Source organism: Rugamonas sp. GW822-FHT03B10 (assembly GCF_058801745.1).
In genome coordinates this window covers 87,360-103,011 of sequence record NZ_JBXANP010000002.1, presented here as the reverse complement: position 1 = coordinate 103,011, position 15,652 = coordinate 87,360, and the positions used below count along the sequence as shown (strand labels likewise).

12 protein-coding genes are annotated in these 15,652 nt (G+C 67.8%); 2 read left to right on the top strand and 10 right to left on the bottom strand.

Annotation, left to right across the window (positions count from 1 at the left end; translation table 11 throughout):
• Positions 1-4 precede the first annotated feature (4 nt).
• The 9 genes from kdpE to AC1RQG_RS03600 form a co-directional block, all read right to left on the bottom strand.
• On the bottom strand, positions 5-700 hold the full coding sequence (gene kdpE / locus AC1RQG_RS03640; RefSeq protein WP_493128416.1) for a two-component system response regulator KdpE: 696 nt from the start codon (positions 698-700) through the stop codon (positions 5-7).
• Entirely contained in the window at positions 693-3,458 is a 2,766-nt protein-coding gene (kdpD, locus tag AC1RQG_RS03635) for a two-component system sensor histidine kinase KdpD (RefSeq protein WP_493128414.1), read from the bottom strand. The genes kdpE and kdpD overlap by 8 nt, the downstream gene beginning before the upstream one ends.
• Before the next feature lie 33 nt (positions 3,459-3,491).
• Positions 3,492-4,076, bottom strand: coding sequence for a potassium-transporting ATPase subunit KdpC (kdpC, locus tag AC1RQG_RS03630; protein WP_493128412.1), 585 nt, complete (start codon positions 4,074-4,076; stop codon positions 3,492-3,494).
• Positions 4,077-4,136: 60 nt separating this feature from the next.
• Positions 4,137-6,233 carry a potassium-transporting ATPase subunit KdpB gene (kdpB, locus tag AC1RQG_RS03625; RefSeq protein WP_493129263.1) on the bottom strand — a complete coding sequence of 699 codons (2,097 nt, stop codon included), beginning with the start codon at positions 6,231-6,233 and terminating at the stop codon, positions 4,137-4,139.
• 45 nt (positions 6,234-6,278) lie between these two features.
• Positions 6,279-8,105: a potassium-transporting ATPase subunit KdpA gene (gene kdpA, locus AC1RQG_RS03620; protein ID WP_493128410.1), complete on the bottom strand. Its 1,827-nt coding sequence runs from the start codon at positions 8,103-8,105 to the stop codon at positions 6,279-6,281.
• Positions 8,105-8,194, bottom strand: coding sequence for a potassium-transporting ATPase subunit F (locus tag AC1RQG_RS03615; RefSeq protein WP_182166162.1), 90 nt, complete (start codon positions 8,192-8,194; stop codon positions 8,105-8,107). Before AC1RQG_RS03615 ends, kdpA begins: the two co-directional genes overlap by 1 nt.
• 590 nt (positions 8,195-8,784) lie before the next feature.
• On the bottom strand, positions 8,785-9,174 hold the full coding sequence (locus AC1RQG_RS03610; RefSeq protein ID WP_493128407.1) for an ArsR/SmtB family transcription factor: 390 nt from the start codon (positions 9,172-9,174) through the stop codon (positions 8,785-8,787).
• Positions 9,161-9,628 (bottom strand): SRPBCC family protein, encoded by a 468-nt coding sequence (locus AC1RQG_RS03605; RefSeq protein WP_493128405.1) that lies wholly within the window; start codon positions 9,626-9,628, stop codon positions 9,161-9,163. The genes AC1RQG_RS03610 and AC1RQG_RS03605 overlap by 14 nt, the downstream gene beginning before the upstream one ends.
• Before the next feature lie 127 nt (positions 9,629-9,755).
• Positions 9,756-10,610: a response regulator gene (locus tag AC1RQG_RS03600; protein ID WP_493128403.1), complete on the bottom strand. Its 855-nt coding sequence runs from the start codon at positions 10,608-10,610 to the stop codon at positions 9,756-9,758.
• Positions 10,611-10,763: 153 nt separating this feature from the next.
• Between AC1RQG_RS03600 and AC1RQG_RS03595 the strand changes: the two genes are divergently transcribed.
• Together AC1RQG_RS03595 and parC are read left to right on the top strand one after the other, a co-directional pair.
• On the top strand, positions 10,764-12,761 hold the full coding sequence (locus AC1RQG_RS03595; protein ID WP_493128401.1) for a DNA topoisomerase IV subunit B: 1,998 nt from the start codon (positions 10,764-10,766) through the stop codon (positions 12,759-12,761).
• Positions 12,762-12,787: 26 nt separating this feature from the next.
• Positions 12,788-15,133 carry a DNA topoisomerase IV subunit A gene (gene parC, locus AC1RQG_RS03590; protein WP_493128399.1) on the top strand — a complete coding sequence of 782 codons (2,346 nt, stop codon included), beginning with the start codon at positions 12,788-12,790 and terminating at the stop codon, positions 15,131-15,133.
• A gap of 100 nt (positions 15,134-15,233) precedes the next feature.
• Here the strand turns inward: parC and AC1RQG_RS03585 are convergent, their stop codons facing one another.
• Positions 15,234-15,590, bottom strand: a complete 357-nt coding sequence (locus AC1RQG_RS03585; RefSeq protein WP_493128397.1) for a hypothetical protein — start codon at positions 15,588-15,590, stop codon at positions 15,234-15,236.
• Positions 15,591-15,652 lie beyond the last annotated feature (62 nt).

The following is a 15,652-nucleotide window of genomic DNA, read 5'->3' as shown; positions in this document are numbered from 1 at the left end:
CCCGTCAGGCCGGTAGCTGCAGGCGGTAGCCGACGGCCGTTTCCGTCAGCAGGTGGCGGGGCTGGGTGGGATCGTCCTCCAGCTTGTGGCGCAGGTGGCCCATGTAGATGCGCAGGTAGTGGCCGTTCTCGGCCTGCGACGGCCCCCACACGGCGCGCAGCAGCTGGGGGTTGGTCATCACCCGTCCCGCGTTGGCCACCAGCACGGCCAGCAGCCGGTATTCGGTCGGCGTCAGATGCACGTTCTGGCCGGCGCGCGTGACGCGCCGGTTCGGCAGGTCCACCTCCACGGCGCCAAAGCGCACCACATCGCCGCCGCCGGCGGGCTGGCGCTGGCGGCGCAGCGTGGCGCGCACCCGCGCCAGCAGTTCCCCCATGCCGAACGGCTTGGTCAGGTAATCGTCAGCGCCGGCGTCGAGCGCGCGGATCTTGTCGGCCTCGTTGGCGCGGGCCGACAGCACAATCACGGGCACGGCCGACCATTTGCGCAGGTCGGCGATCAGTTCCACGCCGTCACCGTCGGGCAGGCCCAGGTCCAGCACCACCAGGTCGGGCTTGCGGGTGCCGGCGTCGATCAGGCCGCGCTGCAGCGTGGCCGCCTCGTGCACGTGCCAGCCCTCGTCCTCCAGCGCGCCGCGCACGAAGCGGCGGATCTGCGGCTCATCCTCGATCAGCAGCGCGGTCGGCATGGTCTCATTCATCGGTGCGTCCTTGTCGTTCGGGTTCCGGCTCCGGCTCCGGCGGTGGCGGCGGACTGCCCACCGGCAGCGAGAACACGAAGGCGGCGCCGCCGGCCGGCGATGGCGCGGCGTCGATCCTGCCGCCATGGGCCTCGACGATGGCGCGGCAGATGGCCAGCCCCAGTCCCACGCCCGGCTTGGCCGACTCGCGTTCGCCGCGCGTGAATTTCTCGAAGATGGCCTCCTCGCGCCCGTGCGGCAGGCCGGGGCCGTCATCATAGACCATGACGTCGACCCACGCGCCGCGCGGCTCGGCGGCCACCGCCACGTGGCTGCCCGGCGGCGTGTATTTGGCGGCGTTCTCCAGCAGGTTGCACAGCACCCGTTCGATCAGCACGGCGTCGAAACGCAGCAGCGGCAGGTCCGGCGCCAGCCGGGTGGCCACCACGTGCGCCGCCAGTTGCGGGCCGCTGGCGCGCAGCGCGCTGCCCACCACCTCCTCCAGCGGCTGCCACTGCAGGTTGAAGGTCACCTCGCCGCTCTGGATGCGGGCCATGTCGAGCAGGTTGGTGACCAGGGCGCCCATGCGCCTGGCCTCGTCGTGCAGCGCGTTGGCCTGCGCCAGCTGGGACGGCGCCAGCGGCGGGCGCGACGCGGCCAGCGATTCGGACATGCCCACCAGCGACGTGAGCGGCGTGCGCAGATCATGCGACAGGGCCGCCAGCAGCGAATTGCGCAGCCGTTCCGATTCCATGTTCACCAGCGCGTCCTGCGCCACCTCGATGTAGTGCACGCGTTCGAGCGCGATGGCGGCCAGGGTGGCGAAGGTGTCGAGGTGCTGGCGCTGCTCCGGGACCATGATCCAGCGCCGGTGCTCGGGCTGGATCGCCAGCACGCCGCGGGTGCGCATGGGCGCCACCAGCGGCAGGTAGAAGATGCGGCTGGCCGGCAGCGTGTCCGTGCCCAGGCCCGCGCATTCGGCATGGTCGAACGCCCACTGGGCGATACCCCGGTCGAACACGGCCATGTGGGCCATGGCGGCGGCGTCGGACGGGTCCTGCGGCGGCAGCTTGAGGCGGCCGTCCGCGTCGGGCACCAGCAGCGTGGCGCGGGCCCGGAACGCGCCCTGGATGAAACGCTGGGTGATCTCGAAGATCTGCTCCGTCTGCAGCGCGCCGGACAGCGCGCGCGCGTACTCGTACAGCGCGCGCGAGCGGGCCTCGCGGCGCGAGGCCACGTGGGCCTGGAAGCGCAGGCCGGCCGTCAGATGGCCGGTGATCACGCCCACGGCCAGCATGACGGCGAACGTGACCAGGTATTGCAGGTCGGAGATGGCGAACGTGAAACGGGGCGGCACGAAGAAGAAGTCGAAGCACGCCACGCTGACGCAGGTGGCCACCACGGACGGGCCGCGCCCGAGGCGCACGGCCACCAGCAGCACGGCCAGCAGGAACAGCATGACGATGTTGGCCAGGTCCAGGTAGGCCAGCATGGGCGTGGCCGCCAGCGCCGTTGCCAGGCTGGCGGCGCCGGCCCACACGTAAGGGGCCAGGCGCCTGCCCTCGTCCGGTTCCAGGTCGCCGTCCGGCTCGGCCCGCGCGCGCGCGGACGCGCCCTGCCCGTCCGGCCCGTCCCGCTGCTGGGCGGCCACCTCGATCAGGTCGATCTCGGGCGCGTACTCGGCCACGCGGCGCAGTTGCGAACGGTGCCACGGACGGCGCCTCCGCCGGGCGCGCGCCATGACGATCTTGGACAGGTTGTGGCCGCGCGCGTAGTCGGCGATGGCCACGGCCACGTCCCGGTCCGACAGCACGGCCGTGGTGGCGCCCAGGCTCTCGGCCAATTTGAGCGTGTTCAGGATGGATTCGCGCCGGGCGGCCGGCAGCCGTTGCAGGGCCGGCGTCTCCACATAGACGGCGTGCCAGGCCGACCCGAGCTGGCTGGCCAGGCGCGCCGTGCTGCGCACCGTGTGCTCGGCGCCGGGATGCGGCCCCACGCAGGCCAGCAGCGTGGCGCCGGTCTTCCAGATGTCGCCGATAGCCTGCTCGACCCGGTAGGCGCGCACGTCGTCCTCGATACGGTCGGCCGTGCGGCGCAGCGCCAGCTCGCGCAGCGCGATCAGATTCCCCTTGCGGAAAAAATTCCGCGACGCGCGCTCGGCCTGCTGTTGCTGGTACACCTTGCCGCCCTTGAGGCGGGCCAGCAGTTCATCGGCCGGCAAGTCGACCAGCACCACCTCGTCGGCCTCGTCGAACACGGTGTCGGGCAGGGTCTCGGCCACACGGATGCCGGTGATGCCGCCCACCACGTCGTTCAGGCTTTCGAGGTGCTGGACGTTGACGGTGGTGAGCACGTCGATGCCCGCGTCCAGCAATTCCTCCACGTCCTGCCAACGCTTGGGATGGCGCGAGCCGGGCGCGTTGGCGTGGGCCAGCTCGTCGATCAGGATCAGCGGCGGGCGGCGCGCCAGCGCCGTGTCGATGTCGAATTCAGCCAGCTGTTTGCCGCGATAGGCGATCTGGCGCAGCGGCAGCACGTCCAGCCCCTCGAGCATGGCGGCCGTCTCGCTGCGGCCATGGGTCTCGATCACGCCCACCAGCACCGGCTGGCCGTCGGCCCGCAGCTTGCGGGCGGCCGCCAGCATGGCGTAGGTCTTGCCCACGCCGGCCGAAGCGCCGAAATAGATGCGCAGCTTGCCCCGCGCCGCCTTGCGTTCCTGCGCTTGCACTTGCGCCAGCAAGGCGTCCGGGTCGGGTCGTTCGCTATCGTTGGGGAACATGGCGTCCTGTTGTCATGGCCAGCAACGGCCAGTTTAACGCTTCTGTCGCGATTCCGCGTCCAGCGCCAGATTCAGCGCCAGCACGTTGACGCGCGCTTCACCGAAAAAGCCCAGATGCTGGCTCTGGCGGTGGTCCGCGATCAGCGCGAACACGCGGGCCGGATCGAGCCGGCGGGCCGCCGCCACGCGGCGCGCCTGGTACTGGGCGGCGGCCAGGCTGATCTCGGGATCGAGGCCGCTGCCGGAGGCCGTCACCAGGTCGACCGGGATCGGCAGCGGGTTGCCGGGACCGGCAGCGCGCAAGGCGGCGATGCGGCCCTTGACGGCGTCCACCTGGGCCGGGTTGTTGGGACCCAGGTTGGAGCCGCCGGAACCGGTGCCGTTGTTGGGCATGGGACTGGTGGCGGATGGGCGGCCCCAGAAGTATTTGGGCGACGAGAAGGCCTGGCCGATCAATTCGGAGCCGACCGGCTTGCCGCCGGCTTCGACGATGCTGCCGCCGGCCTGGGCCGGGAAGGCGGCGGCGCCCACGCCGGTCACGGCCAGCGGATAGAGCACGCCGCAGATAATGGTCAGGGCGCCGAACAGGACGACGGCGGGACGGATGGTGGAAGACATGATGACTCCAGAGTGTGTATGGGCATGCCCCGTCCCGCGCGCGCGGGACGGGGCGGACGGTTAGACGAGGTGGAACATGGCCAGCACCACGTCGATCAGCTTGATGCCGGCGAACGGCAGGACGACGCCGCCCACGCCGTAGATCCAGATGTTCCGGCGCAGCAGGGCGGCGGCGCCGATGGCGCGGTAGCGCACGCCCCTGAGCGCCAGCGGGATCAGGAACACGATGATGAGCGCGTTGAAGATCACGGCCGACATGATGGCCGAGGCGGGGCTGGCCAGGTGCATCACATCCAGCGCCTTCAGGGCTGGATAGGTGCCCACGAACGCGGCCGGGATGATGGCGAAGTACTTGGCGATGTCGTTGGCGATCGAGAAGGTGGTCAGCGAGCCGCGCGTCATCAGCATCTGCTTGCCGATCTCCACGATCTCGAGCAGCTTGGTGGGGTTGGAATCGAGGTCCACCATGTTGCCCGCCTCCTTGGCGGCCTGGGTGCCCGAGTTCATGGCCACGGCCACGTCGGCCTGGGCCAGCGCCGGCGCGTCGTTGGTGCCGTCGCCCGTCATGGCCACCAGCCGGCCTTCGGCCTGGTAGCTGCGGATCAGTTTCAGCTTGTCCTCGGGCGTGGCCTCGGCCAGGAAGTCGTCCACCCCCGCCTCGGCGGCGATGGCGGCCGCCGTCAGCCGGTTGTCGCCCGTGATCATCACGGTCTTGATGCCCATGCGGCGCAGTTCCGCGAAGCGCTCCTTGATGCCGCCCTTGACGATGTCCTTGAGCTCGACCACGCCCATCACGCGGCCGCCGTCCACCACCACCAGCGGCGTGCTGCCGCGTCGCGAGACGTCGTCCACCGCGCGCGTCACCTCGGGCGGATAGGGCATGCCCAGCGCCTCGACGTGCTTCCTGACCGTGTCGGCCGCGCCCTTGCGCACGGCGCGCTCGCCGATGTCCACGCCGCTCATGCGGGTGTTGGCGGAGAACGGCACGAAGGTGGCGTGCAGCGCGCCCATTTCGCGCTCGCGGATGTTGAAGCGCTGCTTGGCCAGCACCACGATGCTGCGCCCTTCCGGCGTCTCGTCGGCCAGCGAGGCCAGTTGCGCCACGTCGGCCAGCTGCTGCTCCGTCACGCCCGGCGCGGGGAAGAAGGCCGACGCCTGGCGGTTGCCCAGCGTGATGGTGCCGGTCTTATCGAGCAGCAGCACGTCCACGTCGCCGGCCGCCTCCACCGCGCGGCCCGAGGTGGCGATCACGTTGGCCTGCATCATGCGGCTCATGCCGGCCACGCCGATGGCCGACAACAGGCCGCCGATGGTGGTCGGGATCAGACACACCAGCAGCGCGATCAGCACCGTGATGGAGATCGGGCTGCTGGCGATGCCCAGCGCCTTGGCCGCGGCCACCGAGAACAGCGAGAACGGCAGCAGCGTCACCGTCACCACCAGGAAAACGATGGTGAGCGCCACCAGCAGGATGGTCAGCGCGATCTCGTTGGGGGTCTTCTGGCGCTTGGCGCCTTCCACCATGGAGATCATGCGGTCGAGGAAGGTCTCGCCGGGATTGGCCGTCACCTTCACCACCAGCCAGTCCGACAACACGCGGGTGCCGCCCGTGACGGACGAGAAGTCGCCGCCCGATTCGCGGATCACCGGCGCCGATTCGCCCGTGATGGCGCTCTCGTCGACCGAAGCCACGCCTTCGATCACCTCGCCGTCGATGGGGATCACGTCGCCCGCCTCGACCAGGATGTAGTGGCCCTTGCGCAGCTCGGTGGCCGACTGCGGCAGCCAGGTGGTGCCGTGCTTGGGGCTGGCCAGCTTCTTGGCCGTGACGGTCTGCTTCAGGCTGCGCAGCGAGGCCGCCTGCGCCTTGCTGCGGCCCTCGGCCAGCGCTTCGGCGAAGTTCGCGAACAGCACGGTGAACCACAGCCAGACGGAGGTCGCCAGGATGAAGCCGGACGGCGCCTCGCCCTGCCCCACCAGCGACTGCACATACAGCAGCGTGGTGATGATGCTGCCCACGTAGACAACGAACATCACGGGGCTGCGCAGCTGGGTGCGCGGGCTCAGCTTCCTGAACGCGTCCACGATGGCCGGCACCGCCAGCGCGGCATCGAGCAGCTTGATCTTCTTCGCGGGCGGATTGGTAAAGAGCGTCATCCCTTGTTGAGATGTTTGCGTGTGTGACATCTTGAGCTCCTGAGATTAACGGGCGAACAGCTGCAGGTGTTCGACCACGGGGCCGAGCGCCAGCGCCGGAACGTAATTGAGCACGCCGACCAGCACCACCACGCTCACCAGCAGGCCGATGAAGATGGGGCCGTGGGTGGGCATGGTGCCGGCGTTGGCCTCGAGCCGCTTCTTGCCGGCCAGCGAACCGGCCACGGCCAGGATCGGCACGATCATGGCGAAGCGGCCGAACCACATGGCGATGGCCAGCATGGTGTTGTAGAACGGTGTGTTGGCGGACAGGCCGGCGAACGCGCTGCCGTTGTTGTTGGCGGCCGAGCTGAACGCGTACAGGATCTCCGAGAAGCCGTGCGCGCCAGGGTTGGCGATGCCGGCCTTGCCGGCCGCCGTCAGCACGGCGATGGCGGTGCCGGCCAGCACCAGCGTGGGCGTGACGAGGATGGCGATCGAGGTCATCTTCATCTCGTACGACTGGATCTTCTTGCCCAGGTATTCCGGGGTGCGGCCTATCATCAGGCCGGCGATGAACACGGCCAGGATGGCGAAGATCAGCATGCCGTACAGGCCCGAGCCCACGCCGCCGAAGATCACTTCGCCGAACTGGATCAGCAGCATGGGCACCATGCCGCCCAGGGGCATGAACGAGTCGTGCATGGAATTGACGGCGCCGCACGAGGCGGCCGTGGTGACGGCGGCGAACAGGGTCGAGGCGCTGATGCCGAAGCGGGTCTCCTTGCCTTCCATGTTGCCGCCGGCCTGCAGGGCGCTCATCTGCTGGTCCACGCCCAGCGCCTGCAGCGCGGGGTGGGCTTGCTGTTCGGCGCCCATCACGGCCACCGCGCAGACGACGAACAGCAGCGTCATCGCGGCCAGCACGCCCCAGCCCTGGCGCTCATCGCCCACCATGCGGCCGAACGCGAAGCACAGGCCGGCCGGGATGAGGAAGATGGCGATCATCTGGAAGAAGTTGCTCAGCGGCGTAGGGTTCTCGTATGGATGGGAGGAATTGGCGTTGAAGAAACCGCCGCCGTTGGTGCCCAGCATCTTGATCGCCTCCTGCGACGCGACCGGGCCCATGGCGATGGTCTGGGTGGTGGTCGTCAGCGTCTCCGTGAGCGGTTCGCCGTTGGCGTCCTTCAGCGGCTGGCCGTCGGCGCCCGCTTTCGGCTGGGTGTAGGTGACGGGGTCGAGCAAGGTCACTTCCTTGTAGGCCGAGAAGTTCTGGATCGCGCCCTGCCCCACCAGGAACACGGCGAACACCAGCGACAGCGGCAGCAGCACGTACAGCGTGGAGCGGGTGATGTCGGCCCAGAAGTTGCCGATCGATTTGGCCGAGCGCGACGAGAAGCCGCGGATCAGCGCGAACGCGACGGCGATGCCGGTGGCGGCCGAGAAGAAGTTCTGACCCGCCAGCGCCAGCATCTGGGTCAGGTAGCTCATGGCCTGTTCGCCGCCATAGCCTTGCCAGTTGGTGTTGGAGACGAAGCTGACGGCCGTGTTGAAGGCCGAGTCGGGGCTGACATTGGCCATGGCCTGCGGATTCAGGGGCAGCCATTGCTGCACGCGCTGCAGGCCGTACACGGCCAGCGCGCCCAGCGCATTGAACGTCAGCAGGGCCACGGCGTAGGCTTTCCAGCCCTGGCCTTCGACCCTGCCGTCGCTGCGGTTCCGGTCCACGATGCCGGCGGCGCGGTACAGCAGTTGTTCCACCTTCCCCAGCCAGCCCAGGCCGGGGACGGGGGCACCCTCGCCCACGCGCGCCAGCACGATGCCCAACGGGTAGGCCAGCGCCAGCAGCACGACGAGGAACAGCGCCAGCAACAGTAACGATTGCATGGTCATCACAGGTCCTCCGCTTTCAACAGCGCCAGCACCAGATAAACCAGCAGACCGGCCGAGGCCAGCGCTCCGATCACATAAAAGGTGTTCATTGTTGGCCTCCCAGCTTGTCGCAGCCGGCGGCAAAGGCCACCGTCACGGCCAGGAAGGCCACGATCGCACCAACAAAAACCATATCCATTTCGCCCCTCACGAGTCTTGTTTTGACAGTGAGCAGGTTATCGGGACCGATCTAAAAGTGGTGTAAAGACTCGGGGAGCGGGTGTAAACAAGCCGTAAAAAAATCAAGGCTCGCCCGTGTATGCCGTGAGCGTTTGGAACGCGTCGTGCGGCAAGTGGACGGGGATAGAGTAGCTCATGGTGCCCCCCCGGTCTAAAAGCTCTACATCAGGCTAATTTGGTCTAGAACGCGCTAGAACACTCTGGAACGCTCCAAACCGGCTCTAATTCGCTCTAAAAGTAGCGATAGGAACTTGCTCTCCGCTCTAAAGTGGTCTAATTCTTGGGACTAGTTCCTGATAATTAGACTGCAATAGAGTTGATTAGCTCAATCTCCTCGAAATTAGACTTGAGTAGCCCGCTTTAGCCGTCTTAGAGCACCTCCCGAAAAATAGACGACGAGGTAGGTATCTACGGCGGGGGCGCCGCAGTGGCCAGAGTCACCCTTGATATACCGCCACGATCAGTCGTCCTTCTCGACGAAGCGCTTGAGGCGCGACAGCGCTTGTTCCCATTCGCGGCCGATGGCGTCCAGCGCGCGCCGGGCGTCGTTGATGCTGGCCGACTCCAGCTGCCACAAGCGCTCGCGGCCGAGCCGGACGTCGCGCACGACGCCCGCCTCGGCCAGCACGTTGAGATGCTTGGTCACGCCCTGGCGGCTGATGTCGGTGCCCTGGGTCAGCTGGGCGATCGACAGGGCGCCGCCGGCGCTGAGCGCGGACACCAGTTTCAAACGGGTGGGATCGCCGAGGGCCGCGAACACATGGGCCAGCGATGGGTCCGACGAAGCCGCCGCCCCACCCGCGCCGGCCGTGCCGCCCTGTTGCGACCTTTGCGCACTATTGGCTGACATAGCGTTCCACGTTCTTGAGCTGGTACACCCAGCCCTCCGAGTGCATCTCGAACGCCTTGCGGCGCCGGTGCTGCGGGATCTGGTCGAAGCCCGTTTCCACCACCGTCAGCAAGATGCCATTGCCCGGCGCGTCCTTGAGCGTGAACGTCACCAGCGTGGGCTGCTCCTGCGTGTAATCGATGGTCTGGTCCATCGGGTACGGATGCCAGTGGAATGACAACAAGTCCTGCGGTTCGATGCGGTCGAGCACCACGTCGAGGAAGATGTGCTCCATCCCTTCCGAGGTCATCCGTCCGCGCGCGCGCTGGCCGGGCTGGAAGCGCTGGCCCTTCATGTCGGCGCCGAACCAGACGCCGAATTGCTCGGCCTCGGACAGGGCGCGCCACACGCTGGCGCGGCTGGCGTTGATGAGGATGCTGCGTTCGATACGGTCGGTTTCCGATGCGGTAGTCATGCTGCGGTTCTCCTTTCCATTCGTCTGCGGTTGATAGGCAACCATCTGGTTGCAAGATCAGGATAGGACACGCAACGGAGAAATGCAACCATTTAGTTGCGCAAAACGCGCACGCGGGCGGGCCGTGTCAGGCCATGCCCATCAGCTTCTTGATGGCCGCGCGCAGCAGCGGGTCCGCCACCGGCAGGTCGAGGATGCCTTCCGCGCCGGCGGCGCTGCCCTTGCGCGCGTCGTACACGAACGGCGGCGCCACCAGCAGCACCACGGCCGGCTGCAACGGGCCGCCGCTGGCCCGCAGCTCGGCGCACAGCAGATACGGATCGAGGTGCATGGCCGTGTGGATCAGCGCCACGGACACGGCCCGCGCGCCGCAGGTGAGCACGGCCTCCGTCTCGCTGCCGGCCCACTCGACGGGTATCCCCAGCGGCTGCAGCAGCCTGCCCAGATGGGTGGCGAAGGTGGCGTTGTGGTCCACCACCAGCACCGTGCCGCGCGCGGGCTGGCGCCGCATGGCCGCGTAGTCGGCCGGGTCGGTCAGGTCCAGGTCCAGCCGTTCGCGCCGGCGCCGTTCGGGCAGCGGCGGCATGCCGGCCGCAGTCAGCTTGGCGAGGGCGTCGGCCCGGCGCGCGACCAGTTGCGCCAGTTCCGCGTACACGGCGTCCCAGTCGAGCGGACGTTCCAGGGTGGCGTAAGGCAGGGCCAGCGCGGGCGTGCCCAGGATCAGGGCCGGGCGGATGGCGCCGGCCGCCAGCGCCGACAGCGCGGCCAGCGCCTTGAGGTCGTCGCCGTTGGCGATCAGCAGGTCCGGCTCTTGCAAACTGTGTTCGGACAGGCAAAAATACGCCGGCCCCGGCGCGGGCGCGCCCGCCAGCTGGGCCGCCAAGGTTTGCGCCTCGTCCGGCGCGAAGCCGAGCAGGCGCACGGCGAACGGAAAACGCCCGGTGGGCATCGGAGTCGGGATCGGCGTGTTGGGCATAACCATGTCTGAACCTGCTGTTTTCCCCATTTAACCACAATTTGTGCCCCATCCCGGCCGCGCGAATGCCACCATGGCGGCCCGTTGAGGATAGAATACGCAGGCGTTTGCTTAAACCTGTACATAAACCCAGTATCGAATTGACAAGCCTGACCACGTATGGCCACTAAAAAACCCGCATCCGACTACAGCGAATCATCCATCCGCGTCCTCAAGGGACTGGAGCCCGTCAAGCAACGCCCGGGCATGTACACCCGCACCGAGAATCCGCTGCACATCATCCAGGAGGTGATCGACAACGCCTCCGATGAGGCGCTCGGCGGCCATTGCAAGAACATCGTCGTGACGCAGAACGCGGACGGCAGCATCACCGTGGAGGACGACGGCCGCGGCATCCCGGTCGGCCTGCACCCGGAGGAAGGCGTGCCGACCGTGGAGATCGTGTTCACGCGCCTGCACGCGGGCGGCAAGTTCGACAAGGGCTCGGGCGGCGCCTACGCCTTCTCGGGCGGCCTGCACGGGGTCGGCGTGTCGGTCACCAACGCGCTGTCGAAGCGGCTCGAGATCATGGTGTGGCGCAAGGAGCCGGACGGCAGCGGCCTGCACAAGCTGGCCTTCGAGCACGGCGACGTGGTCGAACCGCTGTCGTCGGCGCCCGCGCCGCGCGACGGCAAGAAGTCCGGCACCCGCGTCACGGCCTGGCCCGACCCCAAATACTTCGATTCGCCGCTGATCTCGCAGGTCGAGCTGCAACGGCTGCTGCGCTCCAAGGCCGTGCTGCTGCCGGGCGTGTCCGTCACGCTCACCAACGCCAAGACCGGCGACACCCAGACCTGGCAGTACAACGAGGGCTTGCGCGGCTACCTGACCGAAGCCCTGGCCCAGTGCTCGAACGGCGAGACCGTGATCCCCCTGTTCGAGGGCGCGCAGTTCGCCGGCCCGGACGCGGAGGGCTTCGCCGAGGGCGAGGGCGCGGCCTGGGTGGTGGCGTGGACCGAGGAAGGCGCCGTGGTGCGCGAATCGTATGTGAACCTGATCCCCACCCCGAACGGCGGCACCCACGAATCGGGCCTGCGCGAAGGCTTGTTCGGCGCCGTCAAGAACTTCGTCGAGATGCACTCGCTGCTGCCCAAGGGCGTCAAGCTGCTGCCCGAGGACGTGTTCGCGCGCGTCTCGTTCGTGCTGTCGGCCAAGGTGCTGGACCCGCAGTTCCAGGGCCAGATCAAGGAGCGCCTGAACTCGCGCGACGCGGTGCGCCTGGTGTCGACCTTCGCCAAGCCGCCGCTGGAACTGTGGCTGAACCAGCACGTCGAATACGGCAAGAAGCTGGCCGAACTGGTGATCAAACAGGCCCAGTCGCGTCTGCGCTCGCTGCAGAAGGTGGAGAAGAAAAAATCGTCCGGCGTGGCCGTTTTGCCGGGCAAGCTGACCGACTGCGAATCGTCGGACGTGCAGCGCAATGAACTGTTCCTGGTCGAGGGCGACTCGGCCGGCGGCTCGGCCAAGATGGGCCGCGACAAGGAATTCCAGGCCATCCTGCCGCTGCGCGGCAAGGTGCTCAACTCGTGGGAGACGGACAAGGACCGCCTGTTCGCCAACAACGAGATCCACGACATCGCCGTGGCCATCGGCGTCGATCCGCACACGGTCGGCGACACGCCCGACCTGTCCGGCCTGCGCTACGGGAAGATCTGCATCCTGTCCGATGCGGACGTGGACGGCTCGCACATCCAGGTGCTGCTGCTCACGCTGTTCTTCCGCCACTTCCCGGCGCTGATCGCCAAGGGCCACATCTGCATCGCCCGCCCGCCGCTTTACCGGGTGGACGCGCCGGCGCGCGGCAAGAAGCCGATCCAGAAGCTGTACGCGCTCGACGACGGCGAACTGGTGGCCATCGAGGACAAGCTGCGCAAGGACGGCGTGAAGGACGGCGCCTGGGCCATCTCCCGCTTCAAGGGCCTGGGCGAGATGAACGCCGAACAGCTGTGGGAAACCACCATGAACCCGGACACGCGGCGATTGCTGCCGGTGGCGCTGGGCGAATACGCGCACACGGAATCGGCCGCCCGCTTCAACATGCTGATGGGGAAAGGCGAGGCGGCCGCCCGCCGCGCCTGGATCGAGGAACACGGCAACGAAGCCGAAGCCGACATCTGATCCCCCGAATACACAACGACTAGACCATGACTCAAGCTAATCTCTTTGACGAACCCCTGCCGGAACCGGACGAGGCGGGCACGCCCGGCGGCCCCACCGACGGCGGCGAAACGCTGACCCTGTCCACCTTCGCCGAGCGGGCCTACCTCGATTACGCCATCTCCGTCGTCAAGGGCCGCGCCCTGCCCGACGTGTGCGACGGCCAGAAGCCCGTGCAGCGCCGCATCCTGTACTCGATGAACGAACTGGGGCTGAACGCCACGGCCAAGCCGCGCAAGTCGGCCACCGTGGTCGGCGACGTGCTCGGTAAATTGCACCCGCACGGCGACCAGTCCGTGTACGACGCGCTGGTGCGCATGGCGCAGGACTTCTCGCTGCGCTACCCGCTGATCGACGGCCAAGGCAACTTCGGCTCGCGCGACGGCGACGGCGCGGCCGCGATGCGGTACACGGAAGCGCGCCTGACCCCGATCGCCAGGCTGCTGCTCGACGAGATCGACCTCGGCACGGTGGACTTCCAGCCCAACTACGACGGCTCGTCCGAGGAGCCGTCGCTGCTGCCGGCGCGCCTGCCGATGGTGCTGCTGAACGGCGCCTCCGGCATCGCCGTCGGCCTGGCCACGGAGATCCCGTCGCACAACCTGAACGAAGTGGCGCAGGCCACCGTGGCCATGATCCGCAACCCCAAGATCGGCCACGACGAGCTGATGGCGATGATCCCCGGCCCGGACTTCCCCGGCGGTGGCCAGATCATCACGCCGGCCGCGCAGATCCAGGACATGTACGCCACCGGCCGCGGCAGCATGAAGGTGCGGGCCCGCTGGAAGATCGAGGAACTGGCGCGCGGCCAGTGGCAGGCCGTGGTCACGGAACTGCCGCCCGGCACCTCGTCGCAGAAGGTGCTCGAGGAGATCGAGGAGCTGACCAATCCCAAGGTCAAGCTGGGCAAGAAGGCGCTGTCGCCGGAGCAGCTGGCGTTGAAGTCGCTGATCCTCAATTCGCTCGACACCATCCGCGACGAATCGGGCCGCGCCGCGCCCGTGCGCCTGGTGTTCGAACCGAAGTCGAAGAACCAGGACCAGACCGAATTCATGCTGATGCTGCTGGCCCACACCTCGCTCGAGACGTCGGCCTCGATCAACCTGGTGATGATCGGCGGCGACGGCCGTCCGCGCCAGAAGGGCCTGGGCGACATCCTGCAGGAGTGGATCGACTTCCGCTTCGAGACCGTGACCCGGCGCACCAAGTTCAAGCTGGGCAAGGTGGACGACCGCATCCACATCCTGGAGGGCCGCGAGACCATCCTGCTCAACATCGATGAGGTGATCCACATCATCCGCAATTCGGACGAACCGAAGGCGGCCCTGATCGAGCGCTTCAAGCTGTCGGACCGCCAGGCCGAAGACATCCTGGAAATCCGCCTGCGCCAATTGGCCCGCCTGGAAGCGATCAAGATCCAGCAGGAACTGGCCGAGCTGCGCAAGGAAAAACAAACGCTGCAAGACCTGCTCGACAACCCGTCGTCGATGAAGCGTCTGATCATCCGCGAGATCGAAGCGGACGCCAAGCTGTATGGCGACGCGCGCCGCACGCTGATCGAAGAAGCGCAGAAGGCCGTGGCCGAGCAGAAGGTGGTGGACGAACCGGTCACCGTCATCATTTCGGAAAAAGGCTGGGTGCGCGCGCGCACCGGCATCGGCCACGACGCGACCCAGTTCACGTTCAAGGCCGGCGACGCGCTGTACGGTGCCTTCGAATGCCGCACGGTCGACACCCTGCTCGGCTTCGGCAACAACGGCAAGGTCTATTCCGTGCCGGTGGCGGCCCTGCCCAACGCGCGCGGCGACGGCGTGCCGATCACCACGCTGGTTGATCTGGCCGGTGGCGCGCGCATCCAGCACTACTACGCCGGACCGGCCACCACCCAGCTGATGCTGGCCACGACGGCCGGTTACGGCTTCCTGGCCAAGGCCGGCGACATGGTCAGCCGGATCAAGGGCGGCAAGGCCTTCATCACGCTCGACGAGGGCGACCTGCCTCTGCCGCCGGCCGTGGTGCCGGCCACGGCCAACGCCGTGGCGGTGGTATCGGAAGGCGCGCGCCTGCTGGTGTTCGGCCTGGACGAGATGAAGACGCTGGCCAACGGCGGGCGTGGCGTGATCCTGATGGAGCTCGACGCCAAGGAAAGCCTGGTGGCGGCCCGCCCGATCAGCCAGAAAGGCGTGCTGGTGAACGGCATCGGCCGGGGCGCCAAGCCGCAGGAACTGCGCGTGGTCGGTGAAACGCTGCTGGGCCACATCGGCAAGCGCGCCCGCAAGGGCAAGCCGCTGGCCTCGAAGATCAAGCCCGAGACGCTGACCGCCATCGTCTGATCGGCTGCCACAATAAAAACCGGGGTCAGGTCATGCGATCACGCATCTTGCGTGATCGCATGACCTGACCCCGGTTTCTTTATTGCGACGCTAGAAGGGCTTACTTCATCGTCTCTTGCTGCTCCGCCTTGGCGACCTTGGTGCGGTGGTGCTTGGCCTTGGTCTTGGCTTTCGCTTGCGCGGCGTCCGGCTTGGCGTCCATGGCTGGTTGCTCGGCCCGGGCGGCCGCCTTCATGTCGGTCGCATCGGCCTTGACGGCGGCGGCGTTGGCATCTTCCTGGGCGGCTGCCGGTGCCGGTTGCGCCTGGGCAGCCGGGGCCACGGATGCGGCGGGCGCCGCCGGCGCAGCTGCCGGTGCGGCCGCTTGCGCGGCCTCCGTATGCTGTGCGGCGGGGCCTTGGGCGTAGGCGGCGGTGGCCAGCACGGAGGCCAGCAGGGCGGTCATCAATTTAGTCATCTTCACTCCTTTTTAAGGTTCAGTTAAGCGAAGTGCAGGTTAAGGGTCGCACCATTGCCGCT